Origin of the sequence: Terrimonas pollutisoli (assembly GCF_029360765.1) — a bacterium.
In the GTDB taxonomy this organism is placed as follows: Bacteria; Bacteroidota; Bacteroidia; order Chitinophagales; family Chitinophagaceae; genus Terrimonas_B; species Terrimonas_B pollutisoli.
In genome coordinates this window covers 1-23892 of the sequence record NZ_JARKNA010000018.1, presented here as the reverse complement: position 1 = coordinate 23892, position 23892 = coordinate 1, and the positions used below count along the sequence as shown (strand labels likewise).

Annotated in this window: 23 protein-coding genes, 1 tRNA gene and 1 pseudogene; 14 read left to right on the top strand and 11 right to left on the bottom strand. The window is 40.2% G+C overall.

The window, feature by feature from the left end; all coding sequences use genetic code 11:
• The first annotated feature begins 206 nt into the window (after window positions 1–206).
• The 4 genes from P2W73_RS21375 (at window position 207) to P2W73_RS21360 (ending at window position 3184) form a co-directional block, all read left to right on the top strand.
• Window positions 207–584: a hypothetical protein gene (locus P2W73_RS21375; RefSeq protein WP_276504142.1), complete on the top strand. Its 378-nt coding sequence runs from the start codon at window positions 207–209 to the stop codon at window positions 582–584.
• Between the two features lie 21 nt (window positions 585–605).
• On the top strand, window positions 606–1535 hold the full coding sequence (locus P2W73_RS21370; RefSeq protein ID WP_276504141.1) for a PfkB family carbohydrate kinase: 930 nt from the start codon (window positions 606–608) through the stop codon (window positions 1533–1535).
• On the top strand, window positions 1532–2443 hold the full coding sequence (locus P2W73_RS21365) for a pseudouridine-5'-phosphate glycosidase (protein WP_276504140.1): 912 nt from the start codon (window positions 1532–1534) through the stop codon (window positions 2441–2443). The genes P2W73_RS21370 and P2W73_RS21365 overlap by 4 nt, the downstream gene beginning before the upstream one ends.
• Window positions 2444–2620: 177 nt before the next feature.
• Window positions 2621–3184, top strand: coding sequence for a type 1 glutamine amidotransferase domain-containing protein (locus tag P2W73_RS21360; protein ID WP_276504139.1), 564 nt, complete (start codon window positions 2621–2623; stop codon window positions 3182–3184).
• Window positions 3185–3241: 57 nt separating this feature from the next.
• On the opposite strand, the gene P2W73_RS21355 is transcribed toward P2W73_RS21360, so the two are convergent.
• Window positions 3242–3314 (bottom strand) — tRNA-Phe (locus P2W73_RS21355).
• A gap of 456 nt (window positions 3315–3770) precedes the next feature.
• Between P2W73_RS21355 and P2W73_RS21350 the strand changes: the two genes are divergently transcribed.
• Window positions 3771–3932, top strand: a complete 162-nt coding sequence (locus P2W73_RS21350; RefSeq protein ID WP_276504138.1) for a hypothetical protein — start codon at window positions 3771–3773, stop codon at window positions 3930–3932.
• Window positions 3933–4017: 85 nt separating this feature from the next.
• Complete coding sequence (locus P2W73_RS21345) at window positions 4018–7302, top strand: TonB-dependent receptor (protein WP_276504137.1); 3285 nt, start codon at window positions 4018–4020, stop codon at window positions 7300–7302.
• Window positions 7303–7376: 74 nt separating this feature from the next.
• On the opposite strand, the gene recQ is transcribed toward P2W73_RS21345, so the two are convergent.
• Window positions 7377–9641: a DNA helicase RecQ gene (gene recQ / locus P2W73_RS21340; RefSeq protein WP_276504136.1), complete on the bottom strand. Its 2265-nt coding sequence runs from the start codon at window positions 9639–9641 to the stop codon at window positions 7377–7379.
• Window positions 9642–9949: 308 nt separating this feature from the next.
• Between recQ and P2W73_RS21335 the strand changes: the two genes are divergently transcribed.
• The 8 genes from P2W73_RS21335 (at window position 9950) to P2W73_RS21300 (ending at window position 16350) form a co-directional block, all read left to right on the top strand.
• The gene (locus P2W73_RS21335) at window positions 9950–10912 is read left to right on the top strand and encodes a KpsF/GutQ family sugar-phosphate isomerase (RefSeq protein ID WP_276504135.1); all 963 of its coding nucleotides are present in this window, start codon (window positions 9950–9952) and stop codon (window positions 10910–10912) included.
• Window positions 10913–10950: 38 nt separating this feature from the next.
• Window positions 10951–12033 (top strand): mannose-1-phosphate guanylyltransferase, encoded by a 1083-nt coding sequence (locus tag P2W73_RS21330; protein WP_276504134.1) that lies wholly within the window; start codon window positions 10951–10953, stop codon window positions 12031–12033.
• A gap of 73 nt (window positions 12034–12106) precedes the next feature.
• A complete protein-coding gene (locus tag P2W73_RS21325) occupies window positions 12107–12499 on the top strand; it encodes a four helix bundle protein (protein WP_276504133.1) in 393 nt (130 codons plus the stop codon).
• Between the two features lie 47 nt (window positions 12500–12546).
• The gene (locus P2W73_RS21320; RefSeq protein ID WP_276504132.1) at window positions 12547–13269 is read left to right on the top strand and encodes a ribonuclease H-like domain-containing protein; all 723 of its coding nucleotides are present in this window, start codon (window positions 12547–12549) and stop codon (window positions 13267–13269) included.
• A gap of 111 nt (window positions 13270–13380) precedes the next feature.
• A complete protein-coding gene (locus P2W73_RS21315) occupies window positions 13381–13767 on the top strand; it encodes a RidA family protein (RefSeq protein WP_276504131.1) in 387 nt (128 codons plus the stop codon).
• Between the two features lie 14 nt (window positions 13768–13781).
• Window positions 13782–14135: an MmcQ/YjbR family DNA-binding protein gene (locus tag P2W73_RS21310; protein WP_276504130.1), complete on the top strand. Its 354-nt coding sequence runs from the start codon at window positions 13782–13784 to the stop codon at window positions 14133–14135.
• 28 nt (window positions 14136–14163) lie between these two features.
• Window positions 14164–15312: a methionine aminotransferase gene (locus P2W73_RS21305; protein ID WP_276504129.1), complete on the top strand. Its 1149-nt coding sequence runs from the start codon at window positions 14164–14166 to the stop codon at window positions 15310–15312.
• A 225-nt stretch (window positions 15313–15537) separates the two neighbouring features.
• Window positions 15538–16350, top strand: coding sequence for a class I SAM-dependent methyltransferase (locus tag P2W73_RS21300; protein WP_276504128.1), 813 nt, complete (start codon window positions 15538–15540; stop codon window positions 16348–16350).
• Window positions 16351–16658: 308 nt separating this feature from the next.
• On the opposite strand, the pseudogene P2W73_RS21295 reads toward P2W73_RS21300, so the two are convergent.
• The 9 genes and pseudogenes from P2W73_RS21295 to P2W73_RS21255 all read right to left on the bottom strand — a co-directional run.
• A pseudogene (locus tag P2W73_RS21295) lies at window positions 16659–16811 on the bottom strand (oxidoreductase); the annotation flags it as partial.
• 305 nt (window positions 16812–17116) lie between these two features.
• Window positions 17117–18043 (bottom strand): NADP-dependent oxidoreductase, encoded by a 927-nt coding sequence (locus P2W73_RS21290; protein ID WP_276504127.1) that lies wholly within the window; start codon window positions 18041–18043, stop codon window positions 17117–17119.
• A gap of 47 nt (window positions 18044–18090) precedes the next feature.
• A complete protein-coding gene (locus P2W73_RS21285) occupies window positions 18091–18975 on the bottom strand; it encodes a pirin family protein (RefSeq protein WP_276504126.1) in 885 nt (294 codons plus the stop codon).
• Between the two features lie 11 nt (window positions 18976–18986).
• Complete coding sequence (locus P2W73_RS21280) at window positions 18987–19313, bottom strand: DoxX family protein (protein ID WP_276504125.1); 327 nt, start codon at window positions 19311–19313, stop codon at window positions 18987–18989.
• Between the two features lie 42 nt (window positions 19314–19355).
• Window positions 19356–20234, bottom strand: coding sequence for an NmrA/HSCARG family protein (locus P2W73_RS21275; RefSeq protein WP_276504124.1), 879 nt, complete (start codon window positions 20232–20234; stop codon window positions 19356–19358).
• A gap of 130 nt (window positions 20235–20364) precedes the next feature.
• Window positions 20365–20946, bottom strand: coding sequence for a Crp/Fnr family transcriptional regulator (locus tag P2W73_RS21270; protein ID WP_276504123.1), 582 nt, complete (start codon window positions 20944–20946; stop codon window positions 20365–20367).
• A gap of 179 nt (window positions 20947–21125) precedes the next feature.
• Window positions 21126–21848 (bottom strand): SDR family oxidoreductase, encoded by a 723-nt coding sequence (locus tag P2W73_RS21265; protein ID WP_276504122.1) that lies wholly within the window; start codon window positions 21846–21848, stop codon window positions 21126–21128.
• Window positions 21849–21918: 70 nt separating this feature from the next.
• Window positions 21919–22914, bottom strand: coding sequence for an AraC family transcriptional regulator (locus P2W73_RS21260; protein WP_276504121.1), 996 nt, complete (start codon window positions 22912–22914; stop codon window positions 21919–21921).
• Window positions 22915–23177: 263 nt separating this feature from the next.
• Window positions 23178–23540: a VOC family protein gene (locus P2W73_RS21255; protein WP_276504120.1), complete on the bottom strand. Its 363-nt coding sequence runs from the start codon at window positions 23538–23540 to the stop codon at window positions 23178–23180.
• Window positions 23541–23892 lie beyond the last annotated feature (352 nt).

The following is a 23892-nucleotide window of genomic DNA, read 5'->3' as shown; positions in this document are numbered from 1 at the left end:
ACTTTAAGTTTTGTGTCCCGACGTGTCGGAACGGTTTTAAAATTTGTTATCTCAATCAACCCTGCATCGGATTGACAAAACAAAGATGGGGTCGTGAAAAAACGGTAGCCGGTTTTTAACCCTTTACTTGCGGATGTAGCCGTTTGTAAACGGTTGAACTTATAAAATATTTACTTACCTTAAACCCTCAAACCCTTGCCCACACTATGCAACAAGAAAAAGCAGAACCCAAAAACTGCCTGGCCTGCGATAAGCCGCTGAAAGGGCGTTCGGATAAAAAATTTTGCGATGACTATTGCCGGAACAATTATAATAACCAGCTAAAATCAATTACCAATAACCAGGTACGGAATATTAATAATGCATTAGGTAAGAATCGCCGCATAATGGAGGAGTTCCTGCCTGCGGGCGAAGAAATGGCCAAAACCACCAAGGAAAAACTTTTGCAAAAAGGGTTTTTATTTAAATACGTCACTCATTTATATACTACCAAATCGGGCAAGACCTATTATTATTGCTATGATTATGGTTACCTCCCGCTGGAGAATGATTGGTATTTAATTGTTAGAAGAAAGGAAGACTAATCCCATTCAATATTTTACAGCATGTCAAGGCCGGTTATCTGCATAGGCGCTTCGTTTGTAGATGAACTATTTCACCTGACAGAAGAATTAATACCCGCTACTACTAATAAAGCGACAGTGACGAAAACAGCCGGTGGCGTCAGTCGTAACATTGCTCACCAATTGGCCTTGCTGGATGTACCTGTTCAACTGATCAGTGTTTTTGGAAACGATAGTGATGGCGATTGGTTAAAGGGTGTCTGTACTAATGCCGGAATAAAATTAGATGCTTCGATAACGGCAAATGGACTTTCCGGAAAATATACCGGCATTCTAACACCCGATGGTTCTTTGTTCGCGGCTTTTTTATCCAACCCGGCCGAACATTTAATAACACCGCAACACCTGGCACAGCATAAAGATTTATTAAGCACTGCGTCCTGGTTATTGGCCGACACTAATATTACTTTGGAAACAATAAGCTGGCTGATTGCATTCAGTAATCAAACAGGAATTCCTTTGGTAATAGAACCCGTTTCAGTTCCACCTGCAAAAAAACTAAAGTATATCGATATCAACGGCCTTTACCTTATTACACCCAATGAAGATGAGTTGCCCGCCCTTTGTTCAGAGGATGCCTGTACCACGGAGAAACAAATACAAGAATTACTAAGCAAGGGTGTTCAGCATATCTGGCTCCACAATGGAAAAAATGGCTCAGCATTTTATTCTAAAGAAAATTGTATCCAGTTACATGCTTCAATTGTTGACGTAGTGGACAGCACAGGCGCCGGTGATGGATCTTTGTCCGGGTATATTTTAGGAAAGATGCTGGGGAAAGAAGATATGGATTGTTTAAAACTGGCTCATACTTTAGCGGCTGAAATTTTGCAGATAAACGGAGCCGTTGCCACTCATCTCAATCAGCAACGACTTTTATCTCTTCTATCAAAACATTACCCGGTTAAATGAATACATTTTTAAAAATACAGCCTGAAATACAGGACGCCTTAAACTGTGGTAATGCGGTTGTAGCATTGGAATCAACTATCATTTCTCATGGCATGCCTTATCCGCAAAATGTAACGACCGCGATAGATGTAGAAAGTAAAGTGAGAGATCAGGGCGCCATTCCTGCAACGATTGCCATCTTCGATGGGCAATGCCATGTTGGCTTGACGAATGATCAGCTTGAATATTTTGGCCGTGCAAAAAATGTATGGAAGGTCAGCCTCCGGGATATCCCGTATGTGATCAGCAAAAAATTGTATGGCGCAACAACGGTGGCAGCCACCATGCGAATTGCAGCGATGGCCGGCATAAAGGTTTTTGTAACGGGTGGTATTGGCGGTGTGCACAGGGAAGCATCTTCAACCATGGATATATCAGCCGACCTCACAGAGATGGCGCAGACTTCTGTCGCTATTGTATCTGCCGGTGTAAAATCAATTCTTGATATTGGATTAACATTGGAATACCTGGAGACAAAGGGAATACCCGTAGTTACCTATGGGCAGGATGAATTTCCAAGCTTTTATTCCCGTAAAAGCGGCTTTATTTCTCCCCTGCGATTGGATACAACAAAAGAAATAGCAGCAATGATGGATACAAAATGGAAGCTGGGATTGGAAGGTGCTATACTAATTGCCAACCCCGTGCCCGCTGACCAGGAAATTGCAGCAGACGAAATGGAGGTTTACATTCAACAAGCTTTGCAGGTTGTAAAGGAAGAAAAGATCAGCGGCAAAGACGTAACACCGTTTTTACTAAAATATATTGCTGAGCACACCGAAGGTGAAAGCCTTGAAGCCAATATTGCATTGATAAAACACAATGCAAAAGTAGGAGCAGAGATCGCTGTAGCATATGCAGCGTCATAAAACTTTATGATCTATTTACAGGTCATAAAAAGATAATCACAAGCCCTGGTTCTAACTCGATGTTACATTACTGGTTTATGATCAGCAATATTTCTTTTTATGGAAAATGATTTATTGAGGTCTGGTTTTTGTGACTTTGAAAGAGTCAACAAAATTTAGGCACCTTAATATTTTTTTATGGGAAAGCTTAGTGGAAAAATGGTGGCCATTCTTACTGAAAACGGGTTTGAAGAAGTTGAATTAACAAGCCCTAAAAAAGCATTGGAAGACGCCGGAGCCAAAGTACATATTGTTTCGCCTCAACAAGATAAAGTCAGGGGCTGGGATCGTGACCACTGGAGTATTGAATTGCTGGTGGATGTTCACATCTCTAAAGCAAAGTTTGCAGACTATGATGCGCTGGTTTTGCCGGGTGGAGTTATAAATCCTGATAAACTCAGAAGAGATAAAGAAAGTGTGGCCTTTGCGCAACAGTTTTTGGAAGCAGGTAAACCTTTGGCGGCAATTTGCCATGGACCGCAACTTTTAATTGAAACCGGTCAGTTGGAGGGAAGAGACCTGACCTCCTATGCCTCGATCAAAACCGACCTGGAAAACGCAGGCGCCACCTGGCACGACAGAGAGGTCATCGTAGATAACGGATTGGTTACCAGCAGGAGTCCGGAAGACCTCGAAGTGTTTAATACTAAAATGATAGAGGAAATTAGCGAAGGGGTTCATGCTCCTATTCCGAGCCATTGACAATCAGGGATAGTCAATTTTCTAAATCAAAAACCCCAACAGTTGTTGGGGTTTTTGTGGTGTGGGGCGGGATCGAACCGCCGACACAAGGATTTTCAGTCCTTTGCTCTACCGACTGAGCTACCGCACCTTGATCCCGATTTTGTATCGGACGGCAAAAGTAAGCGTTTAGGCTTTATACCGCAAAAATTTTTCAAATTACAATGGAACAGAAGCATAGCTCTAACCGCTGTTAAAAAACAAGTTTTACAGGGGTTCTGAAATATAAACAAAACACTTAATTTAGTTATTAACTGATCAGCGGGACATCAACGTTCATTTTAAGGGCGCCTGTTAAGAATAACTTATTGGATTGATAACAGTTATTTAAAGCGCCGCCATTTCACCGCTATTTAATTTCGGGCTTTAGAAAATCTGTCTAAGCTCATCTTGCCATACGAAAAATAAACGACCAGCGTAGATTGCTGTTGACCGCGAATCATCAGACTCCCGGTTTTTTTACTTGCCATACCAATGCCGCAGAGTCGGCCTTGCCTGTCATTTTTGAAAGAAGTTTATTTAGAAAACAAACAAAATCTGCTTAATTATGAGAAAGAATTACTTACCGAGGGCTGTTTTAACCCTTTTATGCCATGTAGCTGTTGACCAAATAGTCATTTACCAGGAAGAAGCCTCCCATACTATCAAGGCTGCATTACAAATCTTCGATAATTTCTCACCCATCAAATATGACTTCATGCAAAAATAGCTTCAATCCCTTAGGGGAAGCATGAAGTCTTTTTAAATGCAAATACATGTTGTATATATACCACTGCACCTTTAAACAAAAATTTATGAGACTATTGAAACCAATGCTAAGTGTAAGCATTGCAATTTTTTTGAGTATTGCGCTAACTGCTCAGGAAACTACATCCGAAATCCAGGGTATTCTTTTAGACGACAAAGGCGGTTCGTTGCCGGGTGGTACTATCACTGCTACTCATTTACCAACCGGAACAATTTATAAGACTACAAGCAGAAAAGATGGACGCTACAATATGCCCAATGCAAGAGTTGGTGGTCCTTATGAAATTGTAGTAACCTTTGTCGGATTTAAAGAACAACAATCCGGGGATATAAATCTGTTGCTTGGCCAAGCTTATAAAGCTGATTTTACGTTGACGCCTGATGAAGGGCTTTTAAAAGAGGTTGTGGTAGCAACCCATCGTTCCGATAAAGTTTTTAATAAAAACCGGACCGGGTCTGCCGAAACCATCAACAGGCAACAAATTGACCGCCTTCCAACTATCAACAGAAGTATCAATGACTTTACAAGATTGACCCCCACTGCCAACAGCAGTGTAGTATATGGAACCAGCAGCTTTGCAGGCAGGAATAACTCTTACAATAACCTTACGGTAAACGGAGCATCATTCAACAATACTTTTGGTTTGGCAGCTGGCTTAGGAGGACAAACAAACAGCCAACCGATAAGCATTGATGCCTTGGAGCAAATACAAATAAATATTGCTCCTTACGATGTAACATTGGGTGGCTTTACTGGAGCAGGCATTAACTCTGTTACCAAAAGCGGAACCAACGATATTAAAGGAACTGTCTATAGTTATTGGAAGAGTCCGGGTCTTACCGGCTTGAAAGTAGGTCCGACTAAATTGTCAAAGCAGGAATTTGATTTTAATAACCGTGGAATAAGTATTGGTGGCCCGATTGTAAAAAACAAAATATTCTTTTTTGTAAGTGGTGAACAAGAACGTGTCAGCACTCCGGCTACCAATGGCTTTGTTGCCAGCAGAAACGGTTCTTCAGGATCCGGTATTTCACAGGCAAAGGCAGAAGACCTTGAGGCATTGTCAGCCTTCCTTAAAACAAAATACAACTATGACGCGGGAGCTTTTGAGAATTATACTTATGATACATACAGCGATAAGATTACTGCAAGACTTGATTTCAACATCAGTAAAAAACACACATTAAATATCAATTACTATTATCTCAAATCATGGCGCAATGTTCCACCCAGCAGTAGTGGCGCTCCTTCCGGAGGACGTTCGGCCAGTACTACCGGCATGCCTTTCTTTTCTTCATCTTACGTTATCAACAATAACTTTAATATTATTATTGCTGAACTAAATAGCCGCTTAAGCAATACTGTTTCAAACAAAGTACAAGTTGGTTATAATCAACTGAGGGATTTTCGCAGCAGCCCGGGTGGTATATTCCCGCTGGTAGATATTGAAAATGGGGCCGGACAAACCTTTACTTCTTTCGGCTATGAGCCTTTCACTGCTTTTAATAAATTGAATACAGATACCTGGCAGTTCAATGATATATTCACCTTGTTTAAGGGCCAACATACACTAACCTTTGGAACGCAGAATACTTACAATAAATTCAGAAACGGCTTTGCTCCAAGTTACTATGGCAGGTACCGTTTTGCCAGCCTTTCTGATTTTTATGCGAGTGCCAACGATGGTGCGGCTACTGCCACAGCTTATGAATTGCGATATTCTGCCCGTAAAAGAGGCGAATTTCCTTATGCGGATGTATCGGCAACGCAACTTGGTTTTTTTGCACAGGATAAATGGTCTGTCAATAACAACTTTACACTTACAGTTGGTTTAAGAGCAGACATTCCTATTTTCAAACAGAATTTTATTGCCAATACTAATGCCGATGCCTTGGTATATCGTAACGGCGTTCGGATTAAAACCGGCGAAGCGCCTAATACTGCCGTATTGTGGTCACCAAGAGCCGGATTTAACTGGGATGTTAAAGGCGATAAATCATTGCAGGCTCGTGGTGGTACAGGTATCTTCTCTGGCCCTCCACCCTTTGTTTGGATAAGCAATCAGGCAAGCAATAATGGGGTTGATTTTGGTTCATTTCTGGTAACACCAGCAAACAGTCCGGGCGATCCAAGGTTGGCATTCAACGCCAATGTAGACGCCAACAGACCCGCAAATGCCTCCGCTAACACCAGTTATAATCTGGCTATTACTGATGCAGACTTTAAATTCCCTCAATTGTTCAGAAGCAATCTTGCTATAGATAAAAAGCTGCCATTTGATATTACGGCAACGCTGGAAGGAATCTTCTCAAAAGATATAAATGCGGTGTATCATCAAAATATAAACCTGCCAGGTACCGGCATAGCTTTGACCGGCTCTGATAGTCGTATAAGATTTGATTCAACCCAGATTTACAAAGGAGCAGGCGGCGTTTCTGCAACAAATCCAAATATTTCTGATGCTATTTTAATGACCAATACGTCAAAGGGGTATACATACAATATTACATTGCAACTCCAGCGCAATGTGAATAATCTTTACACGATGGTTGCATATAGTTATGGCAAAAGCAAGTCTGTAAATGACGGTGGTTCGATTGCACAATCTATCTGGAGAGACCGGCAGGTTTCTGGCGATCCGAATGCAGAGGCGGTTTCTTTTTCCAATTTTTATCAGCCACACCGTATTGTTGCTGCTGCTTTTTATCGGTTTGAATATGCAAAATATTTTGCGACCTCTTTTGGTTTAACTTTTGAAGCTGCCAACGGCGGTACCTCGAGCTATATTTATAACGGTGATTTGAATAGAGATGGTTTAACAACCAACGACCTTATTTATATTCCCAAAGATGCGAATGATATTGTGCTGGAAGGGGTGAATAGTTCAGATACACGCAGCGCTGCTGTCATTTGGGGACAATTGAACACTTATATCAACCAGGATCCCTATCTCAGCAAACGCAGAGGGCAATATGCTGAAAGAAATGGCTTGTTACTGCCATTTTACAAAAGACTTGACTTGAACTTCACGCAGGATTTTATGATCAAAACAGGCACAAAAACAAATACATTGCGATTCACTATGGATATTTTCAACTTCGGCAATATGCTGAATAAAAACTGGGGTATCGCCAGAATTCCCAATCGTACCGCGCTGTTGAACTTTAAGAGAGTTGAAACCACAGGGACAAATGCAGGAAAGCCGGTATTTAGTTTCCCTTATCTTGATGCAACGAACCAAATTCCTCTTGTATCATCGTTCCAAAACAGCACCAGTCAAAATTCAAGATGGCAGGCGCAGATTGGAGTTAGATACATTTTTAATAATTAGGATCTTCAACACATGAGAAAACAAAAACCGCTTCGTAACTGAAGCGGTTTTTATTTATGTAAATTTTTCTACAGTTACATGCCGTATTCACTCAGGAATTTGATGCGCATTATCTTCAATTGCTCCCAGTTAAAATTGTATTCGGCCAACTCCTCCTGTGCTACCTGTAACGAAGAAGTGTCACAACCTTTAAAATACTCAATGATCTCATCCTGGTCATCTTCATCCAGCATTTCATCAATAGCATAATCCAGGTTGAGCTTGGTACCGCTTGCCGCAATGGTTTCCATTTCCTCCAGCATTTCATCAATCCGCCAGCCTTTGTTTTTGGCGATGGTTTCCAATGATACTTTCTTATCGGTATTTTGAATGATATACACTTTGTTGCCGCTCTTATTCACCACACTCTTCATCACGAAATCGTCCGGCTTTTCAATATTATTATCCTCTACGTATTTTGCAATCAGCTCCACAAAAGGTTTACCATAACGAATAGCCTTTCCTTTGCTAACACCCTGGCATTTTTCCAAATCGGTGACAGAAGTAGGGTACATGGTTGCCATATCCTGTAGTGATGTTTCCAGGAAAATAACAAATGGCGGCAGGTTTTTTTTCTTCGCTTCTTTCTGACGAAGCTCTTTCAGCATTTCAAATAACTTTTCATCAGTGGCTGAACCTGCAGATGCTTCAGCTGTTGCCTCTTCATCATCAGCATTTGCATTGTCATAGAGGTGGTTCAGGATTACCTTAAATGATTTTGGCTTTTTGAGAAATGCTTCCGTTTTCCTGGTAAACTTCAACACGCCATACTCTTCAATGTCCTTGGTCAGTAATCCTTCCAGGATCAACTGGCGGATCAATGAATTCCAGAATAAAGCATCCTTTTCATTTCCGCTGGCGAAAATATCGAGGCCATCATGCCGGAACATCTTGATCTGGGGCGTGAGCTTACCGGTTAATATCTGCACGATATATTCTGTAGCGAATCTCTCATCCAACGCCTTGATAGCTTTCAACGCAATGATGGCTTCATCTTTTGCCTCCACTTTTTCTTTTGGCTGCTTGCAGTTATCACATTGACCGCAATTCTCCTGCTCATACTCTTCACCAAAATAGCTCATCAGCACTTTACGACGGCAAACACCACTTTCTGCATAGGCTACCGTTTCATTGATCAGTTGCGCACCAACTTCCCGTTCACTCAATGGCTTGTCACGCATCAAATGTTCCAGCTTGCTAACGTCTTTATGTGAATAATAAAGAACACATTTTCCTTCGAGGCCATCACGCCCGGCTCTACCCGTTTCCTGGTAATAATTTTCGATCGATTTCGGAATATTGTAATGTATGACAAAGCGGATATCCGGTTTGTCGATACCCATACCGAAGGCGATGGTAGCACAGATCACCTGCACTTCTTCACTTAAAAATTGATCCTGTCTTTCGGCTCTTAGTTTACTGTCCAACCCCGCATGATAAGCAACAGCCTTGATGCCATTTGCCATCAACAGGTCGGCCAGCTCTTCTGTCGTTTTTCGGTTTAATGTATAGATAATCCCGCTCTTTGTTTTCATTCCCTTGATAAAGCGAACGATGCTTTCATCCGTTTGATTCTTCTTGATCTTGGGAAGAATTTCATAATAAAGATTTGAGCGGTTGAACGAAGAAATAAAAATATTGGGATTGTGCAGGTCCAGGTTTTTAACGATATCGCTTTGTACTTTTGGCGTGGCGGTAGCCGTCAATGCAATGACGGGAATATCGGGATTTATCTGTATCATCATTTCCCTCAGCCGGCGGTATTCCGGGCGAAAATCGTGACCCCATTCGGAAATACAGTGAGCCTCGTCAACAGCAAAAAAAGATATTTTAAGATCAGAAAAAAACTCAAGGTTTTCCTGTTTAGTCAACGTTTCAGGAGCGACGTAAAGCATCTTTGTTTTTCCCGTCAGCAGGTCATCATGTACTTCTTTGATTTCTTTTTTTGTCAGCGTAGAATTAAGAAAGTGTGCCACTTCATCATTGCTGCTATAGCCACGAACAAGATCTACCTGGTTTTTCATCAAAGCGATCAGTGGGGAAACGATAATCGCCACCCCTTCACTTACCATTGCCGGCAGCTGGTAACAAAGGCTCTTGCCTCCACCGGTGGGCATTATCACAAATGTGTCATGCCCGGCCAATACTGACTCAATTACTTTTTCCTGGGTTCCTTTAAACTTATTAAACCCGAAATGTTCCTGTAGAGCCTTGTGAAGGTCAAATCGTTTTTTCGCAGGATTTTCTACCTTAGTTTTAGCCGTTCTTTTGGTTGCGGCTTTTTTTGCTGGTGTTGCCATTACGCTGATATTTCCATCGCACTTTTCAAAATGCAGATATTATTAAGATACTTACTTTTTGCCCGATCTTACCACCCCGAGCCGGTATTTTATACACATGGCAGCTTCGTTTCCAAACCAAATAGTTGTTTACTCTTCGTCGGGGGAGAAATACTTCATTACAAAAAATAATACCCAAAGAGCCTTTTTAGGGACGGCGAATTTACTAAATCTGCACTAGATACTGCTTGGCAAAGCGTTAAAGTTAGTGCGGCGGATTTTACACAAACGTATGTTCTTTTAAAACCTATAATTTTGTCGCTTCAACTATGCCAGTTTCCATAAAAAAGATTGCCCTTAATACCATTGATCTTGAGGCAAAATCAATTGCAGGATTAGCCCGGTTTATAAATGACGACTTTGAAAAAGCAATTGACGCCATTGCCCGGTGTAACGGCCGGATAGTCATCAGTGGTATTGGAAAAAGTGCCGTGATAGCTCAGAAGATTGTAGCTACACTTAACTCCACCGGCACCCCCGCCATTTTTATGCATGCGGCCGATGCCATCCATGGCGACCTGGGCATTGTGCAACAGGACGATGTGGTGATCATCATCAGCAAAAGCGGCGAAAGCCCCGAGATAAAAGTGTTGGTACCCCTGATTAAAAATTTCAACAATATTCTTATTGGCATGGTCGGCAATGTGGATTCGTTTCTGGCCAAACAATCCAACATCATTTTAAATACCACTGTAGACCAGGAGGCTTGTCCCAATAACCTGGCGCCTACCACCAGCACGACCGCACAATTGGTCATGGGTGATGCGCTGGCCGTTTGCCTGATGGAGATGAAGGGTTTTAAAAGTGAGGACTTCGCCAAGTTTCATCCCGGCGGTATGCTGGGTAAAAAACTATACCTGCGTGTTTCAGACCTTTCTGCCTCAAATGAAAAACCCAAAGTATATCCCGGACAGTCGCTGAAAGAGGTAATTGTTGAAATGACGCAAAAAAGATTAGGAGTAACAGCGGTAGTGGATGAACAAAATCACTTGCTGGGCATTATTACTGATGGCGACCTCAGAAGAATGCTAAAAAATAATGTCCAGATAGATTCGATAAAAGCATCGGATATAATGACGGTAAATCCCAAGACAATTGGCGCTGATGAACTGGCGATTGAAGCCTTGAACATTTTGCGCAAACATGAAATAACACAGCTTGTGGTTACCAACAATGGATTATATCTTGGAGTTATACATTTGCATGATTTATTAAAGGAAGGATTCATATAATTTAATCAAAACCATTAAAACACTCCGCCTCGTAACCAATGAATAAACATCATTATGTTGCCATAATGGCTGGTGGTATCGGCAGTCGTTTCTGGCCCAAGAGCCGCACCTCGCATCCCAAACAATTCCTCGATATTTTAGGTGTCGGAAAAACATTGATTCAACAAACTTTTGATCGCTATAAAAAAGTTGTTCCTAAAGAAAACATTTACATCGTTACTTCCCGTGAATATGTAGATACAGTGAAGGAGCAGTTGCCAACGTTACCAGTAGAAAATATATTGGCAGAGCCTTCCCGGAAAAATACAGCTCCATGCATTGCTTATATTGCTTTCAAACTATCGGAAAAAGATCCTGACGCATTAATGATGGCGGCTCCTGCGGATAATCTTATTCTCGACACCGAAGCCTTTGTCGAAACCGCAAACAAAGCTTTCAATTTTGTTGATAGCATTAATGCATTGGTGACCATCGGCATCAAACCTTCGTCTCCCAATACAGGTTATGGTTATATTCAACATGAAATGCCCGAAGTGGCGCCAGGTGTGTATGAGGTAAAAACATTTACCGAAAAGCCCAACCTGGAGCTGGCCAAAACATTTCTCGCCAGTGGTGACTTTTTGTGGAATGCCGGCATTTTTACCTGGAAAGTAAAAAACATCCTTACGGCATTCGAAAAGTTTCTCCCCGAGATGTACGAGGTATTTGCGGCCGAAAAAAGCAAGCTGAATACAGATGAAGAAGCAAGGGTCATCGAAGCTATCTATCCGCAGTGTACTAACATCTCAATTGATTTTGGTATTATGGAAAAAGCGGACAATGTGTTTGTAATTCCGGCATCTTTTTCCTGGAGTGATTTGGGTACCTGGAACAGCGCCTGGGATAATTCAGAAAAAGATTATTTCAATAATGCAGTGACCGGTTCAAACGTCATGATTATTGACGCTAAGAATTGCGTGGTAAATGCACCCAATAACAAACTGGTACTGCTCCAGGGTTTGGAAAACTATATTGTGGTAGATACAAAAGACGTGCTGCTAATTTGCAAAAAGGAAAAAGAACAGGAGATCAAGGAATACGTAGCCGAAGTCAAGAGGAACAAGGGAGAGAAGTTTCTATGATGTGTAAATTAGCAAATGGCTGATTTGCGGATGTCACAAAGGTTTTGGTAACTTGTTATTCAAACCTTTTTTTATGACTAAAGAAAAAATAGATCAGAACTTAATTCTGAAACTTACTTTTGACTTTTCCCTTCTTATTATTGATTTCTGCGAAAAATTAGAAATAGCCAGAAAATACGCCATTGCGAGGCAATTATTAAAATCGGGAACATCTATTGGTGCCAATGCAATGGAAGCGCAAAATGGAGAAAGCAAGGCTGACTTTATTCATAAATTTAAGATAGCCGCAAAAGAAGCAGAGGAAACAGAATATTGGCTGCTGCTTTGTGACTATTCGAAGACCTATCCTGATTGCAAAAACTTATTGGTTAAAATTGGTGAGACAAATAATGTAATCGGAAAAATTATTTCATCCTCCAAAACAAAGAACTTCTTTAGTAACATAGCGAGCTTTTTTATATTCTGAACCAAAATCCGCACATTCGCAAATCAGTTAATTTCGAAATTCTTCTTATGCAGCCTTATCCCCTTCATAACATCCTTTTCCTGGACATTGAAACAGTTCCGCAATTCTCCTCTTATCATGAGTTGCCGGAGAGCTGGAAATTGCTTTGGGATATAAAAGCAGGCTATCTTATCCGCAATAAAGAAGAGGAGTCGTTCGAATCCGTGTATCCACGGGCAGGTATATATGCCGAGTTTGGTAAGATTATTTGTATTAGCTGCGGATTTATCCAGGGCGCAGGTGAGCAGAAAAAAATCGTTTTAAAATCATTTTCCGGAGATAATGAGCAACTGGTACTACATGAGTTTGCCGAGATGTTGAAAAAATGGTCCGTAACGGAACAACGCTATCTCTGTGGTCACAACAGCAAAGAATTTGACTTTCCCTACCTCTGCAGGCGAATGATCATTAACAACATTCCTATTCCCTCTATCCTGAATGTGTCGGGCAAAAAGCCCTGGGAAGTCAATCACCTTGATACTATGGACCTTTGGAAATTTGGCGATTTTAAAAACTACACCTCGCTGAATTTACTGGCACATACACTCAACATTCCTACCCCAAAAGACGATATCGATGGCAGCATGGTTTGGGGAGTATACTGGAAAGAAAAAAACCTGTCCCGCATCGTCACCTATTGTCAGAAAGATGTGGTCACCGTTGCACAAATACTTTTGCGAATGATGGGTGAATCATTGATAAAGCAGGAGAATGTTGAAATAAAAAGCTAAGAGAGAGAAAAAGAGTTAAAGGAGAATAGACTTCAACATTTTACTCTCTTACTATCTTTGCCAAATCTTCAAATAAACTCTTTTTCTCCTTATCTCTTTTAACTCTTAGTCATGCAAAGAATAAATTATTCCTCCGGTTCCAAATGGGAAGACATTGTTGGCTACAGCCGGGCAGTCAAAGTTGGTAGTACCGTTGAAGTCACAGGAACGGTGGCTTCAGGAGAAGATGGCAACGTGGTTGGAAAAAACGATCCCTATACACAAACAAAATTTATCTACCAGCGAATTGAAAAGGTATTACAACAGGCCGGGGCAGCCATGAAAGATGTGGTAAGAGTGAGGATGTTTGTAACCGATATATCAAAATGGCAGGAATATGGAAGGGCCCACAGCGAATTTTTTAAAGAAATCAAGCCCTGCAATACAATGGTAGAGGTAAGTGCCCTGATCGAACCGGATTATATGATCGAGATCGAAGCGACGGCTATTATTGTATAAACGAAACATCAAACATGGATATCGAACAGCTACGGGATTATTGTCTTTCAAAAAAAGCGGTTGAGGAAACGCTACCCTTTGGCCCGGAAACCCTCGTATATAAAGTTGCTGGCAAAGTTTTTCTGTTAACCGGGTTGGATACTGAAGATCTCCGCTTCAATGTAAAATGTGATCCCGATAAAGCCATAGAATTGAGAGAAGAGTTTCCCTGTGTGTTGCCGGGTTATCACATGAATAAAAAACACTGGAATACGATCGTCGTTGACGGCTCAGTTTCAACAAAACAATTAAAGGAATGGATCGATCATTCCTATAACCTGGTCGTCGATAGCCTGCCCAAAAAGACAAGGGAAGAATTAAACTTGTAAACAATTAATTTTACCTCCTGTCCTATTTATGAGTGTAAAAATTAAAAGCAAACTGCCCGCAGTAGGTACCACCATCTTCACTGTGATGAGTGGGTTGGCGGCAGAATACAACGCCGTGAACCTCGGCCAGGGCTTTCCGGATTACCCGATGAATGAAGAGCTGATGTCGCTGGTGAGCCAGGCCATGCACAATGGTTTCAATCAATATACACCCATGCAGGGCTATGCTCCACTGCAGGAAACAATTGCTGAAAAAATTGATCATTTATATCACAACAACATCAATCCTTCAGCACAGATCACCATCACACCGGGTGGAACTTATGCCATTTATACAGCCCTGACAACGGTGTTGCAACCTGGTGATGAAGTGATCATTTTCGAACCGGCCTATGACAGTTATATTCCGAATGTAGAGGTCAATGGTGCTGTGCCGGTATTGATCAATCTTAAATTCCCGGAATACAAGATCGACTGGCAGGAAGTAAGAAAAAAGATTACGGCCAAAACAAGAATGATCATGCTCAACAGCCCCCACAATCCCACCGGCGCTGTATTAAGCTATGAGGATATACTGCAGCTAAGATCAGTAGTTGCCAATACCAATATCATTATTCTCAGCGATGAAGTGTACGAGCATTTGATATTTGATGACGTGCCACATCAAAGCATCCTTCGTTATCCTGACCTTTTGGAAAGAAGCTTTGTATGTTTTTCGTTCGGCAAAGTTTATCACTGCACCGGGTGGAAACTGGGCTATTGCGTTGCTTCGGCAGAGTTGATGAAAGAGTTCCGGAAAGTGCACCAATTCAATTGTTTTTCCTGCCACTCACCTTCGCAGGTAGCGTTGTCTACCTATTTAAAAAATAAAGATTCATATTTGTCGGTCTCCGCATTCATGCAGGCCAAACGGGATTATTTTATCCGCCTGATGCAGGATACAAAATTTGAATTACTCGATAGCAAAGGCAGTTATTTTATTTGTGCCAAATATGATCGCATCAGTGATGAAAAAGACAGCGATTTTGCTATTCGTATGACAAAAGAATTAGGTGTGGCAACCATTCCTGTTTCCGCCTTCTACCGGGCGGCAACCGATAATAAGGTCATCCGCTTTTGCTTTGCCAAAAAAGAAGAAACGCTTGAAAATGCCGTAGCAAAACTGGCAAAACTGTAATCTACTTTATTCAATTTTTTGCGCTTCTTCCTGGCCCGCATATTGAATGCTGTAGAGAGATAACGGAAGAAGCCGAATAAAGGCCGATATAATTTCCTGAGCAGGTATAATCCATCAGTGCACGTTTCGCAATATCATCAATGCATCATTCGATATATACCACTAACTGGTAATCCATAAATAATTTTTAATGTTTAATTTGGAATCCAAAAAAAATCAAACACCATGAATCCAAACAAAGCGCTATGGGAAAAAGGTGATTTCACCCAAATCGCTGAAACCATGCGGGAAAGCGGTGAAGCACTGGTCGCCAAATTAGGCATCACCAAAGGTCTTAATGTTCTAGATCTTGGCTGTGGGGATGGGACTACAGCAATACCCGAAGCAAAATTGGGAGCGAATGTTCTGGGTGTGGACATTGCCACCAATCTTGTTGAAGCTGGAAACAAAAGGGTAAAAGCGGAAGCCATCACCAATTGTACAATCCGGGAAGGCGATGCTACAAACCTGCATGAACTGGAGGATCAGTCCTTTGACCTGGTGGTTAGCATTTTTGGTGCGATGTTCGCACCAAAACCATTTGATGTAGCAAGGGAAGTGGTACGGGTTACCAGGCCTGGTGGAAAAATAGTGATGGGCAACTGGATACCGGGAGACCCGACTCTTGTAGCGCAAATATTAAAGATCAGTTCGGCTTATACGCCACCGCCACCGGAAGGTTTTATCAGCCCGATGTTATGGGGTGTCGAAAGCAACGTGACAGAACGTTTCACTGCTGCAGGCGTACCGAAAGAAAATATCTCTTTCACCAGGGACATATTTACATTTAATGCTCCTTATGGACCGAAAGAACTGGTGAGCCGGTTCAAAAATTACTACGGTCCCACCATGAACGCCTTTGAAGCTGCAGAAAAAAATGGAAAAGCTGCGGACCTGCAGCGTGAATTAGAAGATTTATTTGTCAGTCAAAATCAAAGCGGCGATAATAATTCAACTTCGATCCCGGCTACCTTTTTGCGGGTGACGGTGGTACGGTGAATATAAATTTAACCTGTGGGAACTGTCTCACCCGTAACAGACAAGAATCGTTGAACGATTGTATCATCGACAGATCATCCCAACTGCAGCAACTACAATCATTCAAATCCCCGGCATCTTAAAATGGTTTATGTAACACCGTTTGCAAACATATTATTCCTCTCGTACCGCTTTACATAGGAACCCCATGTTAGCGATAGTGCTTCTGTCAACATTGAAGAAGCTTCAACTACCTATTTTAGCCCCCGAGGATATATTCTGTAGCCAGCATAGCAGAAAAGTCCTTTGTTGTATGTTCGCCCTTCGTCTTAGTTCATCAAATTTTTAGTTTGTGTCCCAGCACTTGCACGCTGCGTATAGTATAATACGGTCAGGTCTTTTACGACACCATCGCTGTTAGCCCGACTGCGTGTCATCGGTGCCATCGCTATTGCGTTCTTAAGTGTTTCTTTTCCTACTGTTACCTTTGCTAATAATTTCGTTGTTTCTTTTTTTTATCTTAGCGACACCTTAAATTGTATTGAATGCCAATTTTATTTAAGGTCGAGTTTATTTTTACTGACCGCAAGCAACTGTATAACGATCTTATTTCCCGGGTTCCGGTTGCACCAGCAACGATAACTTTCTTAGTATGCATTTTATATTTTTAAATTAAGCCAATGTTCAGGCGTTTGAATATGTAGTAATGAGTATTATATATTGCTCCGACCTCAATGCCTCAGAAGTGCTTCAAACTTCCTTGTTATCATTTTGCTGATCAATTCTGCTATTGAGTGACCACAAGAACAACTTTACCATTGACTCCTCCAGCCGATAAAAAATCCTGGGCTATTGATGCATCTTCAAGTCTGAATGTTTTGGAAACGATTGTCCTGAATTTTCCAGCATCTATGAGGCCAATGCCATTTTGTAAGGTTTTTGATGATATGTCGGAAGCTACAAAACTGGCTTTAACCTTGTATTGTTCTGCCAATTCTTGTGATGGCGGTACGACAATACTTAATAATGTGCCACCGGGTTTTAATACTTGAAAAAGCCTTGCCTGGGCTTCGCCACCCGCAGTATCTGCTACCAAATCCACATCCTTAACCGTTCCGGCAACATCATGCAATTTATAATCTATCACTTCGTCAGCACCAAGGCTTTTTGCTAACGTCACACCATTTCCTGATGCTGTAGCAATAACGTATGCGCCGGAAGCTTTTGCCATTTGAACAATAGCACCACCAACAGCGCCTCCTCCGCCCTGAATTAAAACCTTTTGTCCCTTCGCTAATTTACCTTGTATAAATAGAACCGATTGTGCAGTACCTATATTTACACCTATTGATGCGGCCTCTTCGAACGACAGGCTTTTCGGTTTTAGCACAACGAAATTTTCGTTTGCGATCACATATTGTGCATAAGCGTTTTTTTTCGTCAGGGCAATGACCTCATCACCCACTTTAAACTTTGATACACCTTCGCCAACGGCGGTAATTATACCTGCAGCCTCACCACCCGGAATAAAAGGTATTTCCACAGGACGGACCGCCTTCATAAAGCCCATCCGTATTTTAATGTCTATCGGATTTACACCTGCTGCTTTAACCTGAATTAAAATTTCGTTTTCATTCTTTATTTCAGGCGCAGGGATATCTACCACCTCTATGACCTCAGAACTGCCAAATGCATTATATTGTATTGCTTTCATTTTTTAATGTATTGTGACCTGCAAATATGCCTGCCTTAGTGAATCGATTAATTTGTTTGTGCTGATCTCTTATTATATTTAATCTCCCCGTATTTCCCTGCATGAAAATCATGATACGCTTGTGCAATTTCACTTTGAGTGTTCATTACGAAAGGACCTTCTGCCACCATGGGTTCTTTATATTCTTCGCCGCCAAATAGCAGAATGTCAATGATTGCTTGAGTAGTGTTTTTTATTTCAATCTCTCCTGCATTTTTATCAAATGCAACAAACTCTCCTGCATGAAATTCGGCGTCATTAAGCATTACATTTTGTGCAGGTAAAAATGCCGCAACTTCAATTTTGTCTGCAATACTGATAGAAAACTGTTTACCCGCTTCCAATTGAATGTGATACAAAAACTGTTCAGCATAGTTCGGAATTTTCGAACTCAACTCTTCGTAGTTCCCAACAAGAACTTTTATAAATCCACATTCATTTGGCAATGGTTTTTGAGGTACATCGCTGGCTTGTAAGGCTAAATATGCAGGTGCTTCTGCTTTGTTTTTCGCTGGCAGGTTTATCCAAAACTGAAAACCGTGTATCATCTTACTATCATTTTGTGAATCATAATTCCCGTTTTCATCGTGTATTATTCCATTGCCGGCTTTCATCCATTGCATACCACCTGAATATACTTTAGCGTAATTTCCGGCACTATCAAAATGTTCGCCCTCCCCTTGAAGAATATAACTTAATGTAGCAATCCCCCTGTGCGGATGAGCACCAATACCGCCTTCATGAACGGTCTCTTTAATTGTTGGAGGAAGATGATCTAAAAATACAAACTGACCAACTTTGTCTGCATACCGATTGGGCAATATTCTCATGATGCTTAAGGGGCCAACATCGGCTCTATGCCCTTTGCTTGAGAAACTTATTTTCTTCTTCATTGCTGTTAACTTTATGCTGCTTGATTTGCTGTTTTTCCTTTTATCAATAAGAGTATTATGCCTGCGATGACACTAAATAAAACAGCACCAACAATCATATTAGCTTGTCCGGCTTGCAGATGGGTGATTACCGCTGCAATTGACCAAATGAATATTCCATAAATTGTTATTTTGCGAAATCGTGGAATCATTAGCCCAACTGCCAAAGCAATTTCAGTTAACCCGATTGGAAACCTGAACCAAAGAGGATAGCCCCAACTTTCTAAATTTTTAATTTGCATTTCAACTCCTGAAAGTTTGTAATGCCTGAACCGATAAATGCAAAAGCAAGAAGCCATGTAATGATGTTTTTTATTTTTGATGTCATTTTATTTTTCTTATTAGTTGTTTTGACCTAACCATTCCTGGAGAGTAACAAATTTATTGGTGGCAATTCCTTTTGCCGATTCAATTTGTAATTCGGAATCGGGACCCATATAAGTGTGTTTTTCAAAATACCCAAACATTTCAGCTAACTCTTTTGCCCCTTCAAAAAAAGTTGAAAACACTTCAACCGGCACTTGTGAAAAACTATACTCTTTACCATTAGCTTTAAATGCTTTAATAATATCATGAAAACTATTTAACTCTGTTGCCAATGCCAGGTAATTGCCATTTCCAACTTTTTCAGGCTGCAAAAAAGCACCCGCAACCACTTTTCCCAAGTCGTTAATATCCGACATGTGAATCGCTTTTTTGGTTGGGTCAATCGGCAGTGTCCAACCTGTTGTGCCATCTTGTTTTGGCTGTGGTCCAAGCACTCCAACAAGATTTTGATAATAAAATGGGGGTTGTACAAATGTTGAATATTTAAAGCCTGCACTTTTCACCAAATCATCCACCTTTGCTTTATTAGTAAAATGAGGGACTTCAAATGCTGCTTTACTAATGACCTCAACGTTTGGAAGTGTTGACCAAATAAAATGTTGCACTTCTGTTGCTTTTGCCGCTTCAATGGCATTCTTACCTTGAGCAATTTCGTCTGAACTTTCCCAAAAATTGGTTACCACAAATACACCATAAGCATTTTTAAACGCATTTTTTAATGATTGCAAATCGTTTAAGTCTGCATACACTGCTTCATGTGCCTTGCCTGAATATTTTTCCGGATTACGGGTTATTGCTCTTACATTAAAAGAGCCATCATTAACAAGTGCATTTACAACACCCTTACCTTGTGAGCCTGTTGCTCCAATTACTACTATTGTTTTCTTTTCCATTTTAATTTTATTTATTGATTTAACAACGCAAAGTTGCATCAGCAGCAAGCCTTGTAACGATGATAAATGATAAAAAAAAGCGTTGATAAATGTCAACGCTTTTGTAAAAATCAACATGTAAAAAAGAAAGTTATTTCAGCATTTGGCTTCTGATTCTGCTTAAAGTTTCTTTGGTTATGCCCAAAAAAGAAGCAATGAAATGTTGAGGGAATCGTTGAATAAATTGCGGGTGGTTATCAGCAAATTCTTTATAGCGTTTTTCTGCCGTGTTACTAATGGTAGAATTTAATCTTCGTTGCGAAGCGATAAAACTTCTTTCGTCCATTAGTCTTGTCATTTGTGCTATTGAAGGTATTTTTTGAATCAAATCCAGCATTTCTGCTCTTGTAATGATGAGTAATTCGGTATCTTCCCAAGCTTCAATATAATACTTCGATGGGGTAAGCATAATAGCACTTTCACGGTCGCTGGCCCAATAATCTTCAATATATAGTTGTACAATATGTTCTACACCTTTGTCATCAACACTGTATTGCCGCATAGCACCCTTTACAATAAAACCACCGTATTTACACACATTGCCTTCTTCCAAAAAATATTGTTTTTTTCGGAGTTTTTTGGGTTGAAATACTGCCTTGATTTTCTCAACTTCTTGTTTGGTCAATGGTTGAGATGCCCTTAGGTTGATATATTGAATAAGTGAATCGTGCATTTATTATTTAAGAAAGTTGCTTTACAAAGATAATATTTGATACTTATTAAATCAGGCTTTGAGCATTGTAGCTAAATCTGATTTGTGGGGGTGAGTGTCGTGAGTTGTTCATGGTTGACTCTTTGTTGATGTTTCAGATTAAGATGAGCAGAATTCCGTCAGCCGTACTTTGTTTTTTATTACCAGGCAATTTCGCCATCTTCATTAAAAAATTTACCTGTTGCTCCTGTACTGTCAATTGTAGCATATTTCACAATTGCACTTGCACCTTGCTCAACAGGTTTTTCCCCCATATAGTTATTAAAAGCAGTTTTTGTAAAGCCTGGGCATATGCAATTGACTTTAAATTTTGTGTCTTTTAATTCTTTAGCTAACATAACTGTGTAAGCATTTAATGCTGTTTTTGAAGGTCCGTATGCAGATGGATTATAAGCATAAAATTTCCAACCTGGGTCTCCGTTATTTGTGATAGAAGATAATTCAGTTGTTACATTTACAATTCTAGGTTCTTTGGACTTCTGCAACAAATTCATAAATTGCTGTATCACCTGAATTGGGGCAATAAAATTTGTTTCAAAAACTTTTCTTAACACCTCAATTGGTATTTGAGTAGGAGGCTGTGGAAATCCACCACTAATACCTGCATTGTTTATTAAAACATCTAACCGCTCTGTTTTCTTTTCAAGTTCCTTTCTTGCCGATATTATTGAACTGATGTTTGTAACATCCAATTCAATACATTCTAAATTTGAAAATCCCAAAGATTTCAAACTTTCAACAGCTTCAAGCCCTTTTTCTTTATCACGGCTACCTATGTAAACAAAGTAGCCAAGTGCAAGTAATTGCTTTGCTGTTTCAAAACCAATACCACGGTTTGCGCCTGTAACTAATGCTGATTTCATTTTTTTTCTTTTTTGAAAAATTGAAATCAAAAGTAGGCCGGGTAAAAAATTTGGAGTTGGACTTATCACTCTAAATACCTGACAAATCCTGAATGTCGGATAAATATTTTTTGATACTTTTTTTAGTAGCTTTTTTGAACAGTCTTGAAAAATAATCTGGGTCATTAAAACCAAGGTCGTATGCCAATTCTTTTACTGTCGGTTTGGAATAATGAAGTCTGCGTTGAGCCTCCAACATTAAGTTCATTGTGATATATTCTTTGGGCGATAACCCTGAAAATTTTTTTATAATATTGTAGAGCTTGTTTGTAGAAACGGATAAGTTAGCAGCGATAGTTTCTATTGAATGCTGTTCCGTAAGGTTGTTTTCAACGGTTAATTTAAACTCAATGTATTTGAAAAGTTTGTCTGGAATTGAGTTTTCATTTACCACATTTTTATAATAAGCACTATTAATTTCTGTAAGTAAGGAATTAAGATAAGCTAATATAATCTCACCATCTTTTTCTCCCGTTTTTGAATTCAAAATGTTCGTCAAAATCTCAAAAAGTAATTTTATACGAAACCTTGAATTTTCATCAAACGAAATAATTTGTGTATTTAGAGGGTTTATCAAAAAAGAAAATTGCCTGGGAAGCAATGGTAAACAGTTATGGTCAAAACTCATCTTGAAGGACTTTGTATCATCAGCTGCATTGTCAGGAGCAGTATGAATTTGATTTGGCAGAATAAATAACATTTGACCATCTGTAACTGTCAAATCATTTAAATCAAACTTGTGCGTTCGTGAACCTTTTTCAATATAAATAAAAAAATAGTTTGCTTTTCGGTGAGGCTTAGTCAGTAGTTTCATAAGCTCAGCCGGCAAATTGTTATTTGAATTAGAAGTTACTCTAATGCCAATTTTAGAATGAAGTTTTATTTGTTGAAGAAGTCCTTTTGTCTCTTGCATTTTTTTAGTCTGTAAGTAGTGGTTATGCTGTCGCTTAACATTGCCTGTAACGGGCAGGGCTTGCTGCTGTGCTGATATTCCGTGTTTACGTAAGCCTGTGCTGGTGCTGATCAAAGATATGAAGATGAAAATATAATTCTATAGCTAAGCTTTATTCGTCAGATTGATATGTCGCTGAGCCGCGTTATATCGATCAGGATTTATTCGTTAAGCCGCCATGACGCCAAACCCCATGTAGCCGTAGTTATTCTACCCTCTTGGTTGTTTGCAAACTATTTGGTCTGTCACCAACAACCCAATTGCACATACCGGAACAATTGTCTAAGAACTCTTCCAGGTCATGGTCTAAGCAAAGGCATAAGATTGCAAAACAATTTTTACCACTGTTGAATTATAATACAAACCTGTTCATCCCTTAATGCGAATTCTTTAGCACCCCATGGGCGAAGCGCAACTTCTCTAAGATTTGGATGAAGAAATTCCGAATGAGATTTAGAGACCTTTTCATAAACCTCTTCAATACTTTTAGTGACTAGCCTAAACTCAGGATTATGTTCTTTAGCAAGCTTTGCATGTTCAAAAAGAAAAATGCTTACTCCGTCTTTGTTCAGTACGCAAAAAGGTTGGTCAGATTTTATTTCATTATGACCAATTACAAATCCTAAACAGTCGACAAACATTTTCAAACCATTGCTAATATTCACATAGTAAACATTCGGAACTAGTTGCTCAAAATTCATTGTTGTAGCTTTTTCTTTACCAGGAAGTGCTTTAATTACCGCTAACGGTCAGGGCTTGGCGACGTGGCGATATTCCGTGTTACGTCAGCCGGGACTGAAGCTGATCAAAGATATGAAGTTGAAAATATATTCTAAAGCTGGGATTTATTCGTCAGATTGATATGTAGCTGAGCAACGATATATCGATCAGAATATGTTCGTAAAGCCGCCATGACGCCAAACCCCATGTTGTACTAAACCTTCGGTAGTTTGTGAAGCCTCTGATAAAGTCAGAGGCTTTTGTTTTGCAAGATTATTCATTGTAAAAATATTCAAATGCAAAACAAACAAACTACCGGCCTGCGTTGCAAGG

Bases quoted from the DNA above. Each gene is read 5' to 3' on its own strand.
- P2W73_RS21375 (WP_276504142.1), top strand. From the start codon at position 207: ATGCAACAAGAAAAAGCAGAACCCAAAAACTGCCTGGCCTGCGATAAG.
- P2W73_RS21370 (WP_276504141.1), top strand. From the start codon at position 606: ATGTCAAGGCCGGTTATCTGCATAGGCGCTTCGTTTGTAGATGAACTA.
- P2W73_RS21365 (WP_276504140.1), top strand. From the start codon at position 1,532: ATGAATACATTTTTAAAAATACAGCCTGAAATACAGGACGCCTTAAAC.
- P2W73_RS21360 (WP_276504139.1), top strand. From the start codon at position 2,621: ATGGGAAAGCTTAGTGGAAAAATGGTGGCCATTCTTACTGAAAACGGG.
- P2W73_RS21350 (WP_276504138.1), top strand. From the start codon at position 3,771: ATGAGAAAGAATTACTTACCGAGGGCTGTTTTAACCCTTTTATGCCAT.
- P2W73_RS21345 (WP_276504137.1), top strand. From the start codon at position 4,018: ATGAGACTATTGAAACCAATGCTAAGTGTAAGCATTGCAATTTTTTTG.
- recQ (WP_276504136.1), bottom strand. From the start codon at position 9,641: ATGGCAACACCAGCAAAAAAAGCCGCAACCAAAAGAACGGCTAAAACT.
- P2W73_RS21335 (WP_276504135.1), top strand. From the start codon at position 9,950: ATGCCAGTTTCCATAAAAAAGATTGCCCTTAATACCATTGATCTTGAG.
- P2W73_RS21330 (WP_276504134.1), top strand. From the start codon at position 10,951: ATGAATAAACATCATTATGTTGCCATAATGGCTGGTGGTATCGGCAGT.
- P2W73_RS21325 (WP_276504133.1), top strand. From the start codon at position 12,107: ATGACTAAAGAAAAAATAGATCAGAACTTAATTCTGAAACTTACTTTT.
- P2W73_RS21320 (WP_276504132.1), top strand. From the start codon at position 12,547: ATGCAGCCTTATCCCCTTCATAACATCCTTTTCCTGGACATTGAAACA.
- P2W73_RS21315 (WP_276504131.1), top strand. From the start codon at position 13,381: ATGCAAAGAATAAATTATTCCTCCGGTTCCAAATGGGAAGACATTGTT.
- P2W73_RS21310 (WP_276504130.1), top strand. From the start codon at position 13,782: ATGGATATCGAACAGCTACGGGATTATTGTCTTTCAAAAAAAGCGGTT.
- P2W73_RS21305 (WP_276504129.1), top strand. From the start codon at position 14,164: ATGAGTGTAAAAATTAAAAGCAAACTGCCCGCAGTAGGTACCACCATC.
- P2W73_RS21300 (WP_276504128.1), top strand. From the start codon at position 15,538: ATGAATCCAAACAAAGCGCTATGGGAAAAAGGTGATTTCACCCAAATC.
- P2W73_RS21290 (WP_276504127.1), bottom strand. From the start codon at position 18,043: ATGAAAGCAATACAATATAATGCATTTGGCAGTTCTGAGGTCATAGAG.
- P2W73_RS21285 (WP_276504126.1), bottom strand. From the start codon at position 18,975: ATGAAGAAGAAAATAAGTTTCTCAAGCAAAGGGCATAGAGCCGATGTT.
- P2W73_RS21280 (WP_276504125.1), bottom strand. From the start codon at position 19,313: ATGGCTTCTTGCTTTTGCATTTATCGGTTCAGGCATTACAAACTTTCA.
- P2W73_RS21275 (WP_276504124.1), bottom strand. From the start codon at position 20,234: ATGGAAAAGAAAACAATAGTAGTAATTGGAGCAACAGGCTCACAAGGT.
- P2W73_RS21270 (WP_276504123.1), bottom strand. From the start codon at position 20,946: ATGCACGATTCACTTATTCAATATATCAACCTAAGGGCATCTCAACCA.
- P2W73_RS21265 (WP_276504122.1), bottom strand. From the start codon at position 21,848: ATGAAATCAGCATTAGTTACAGGCGCAAACCGTGGTATTGGTTTTGAA.
- P2W73_RS21255 (WP_276504120.1), bottom strand. From the start codon at position 23,540: ATGAATTTTGAGCAACTAGTTCCGAATGTTTACTATGTGAATATTAGC.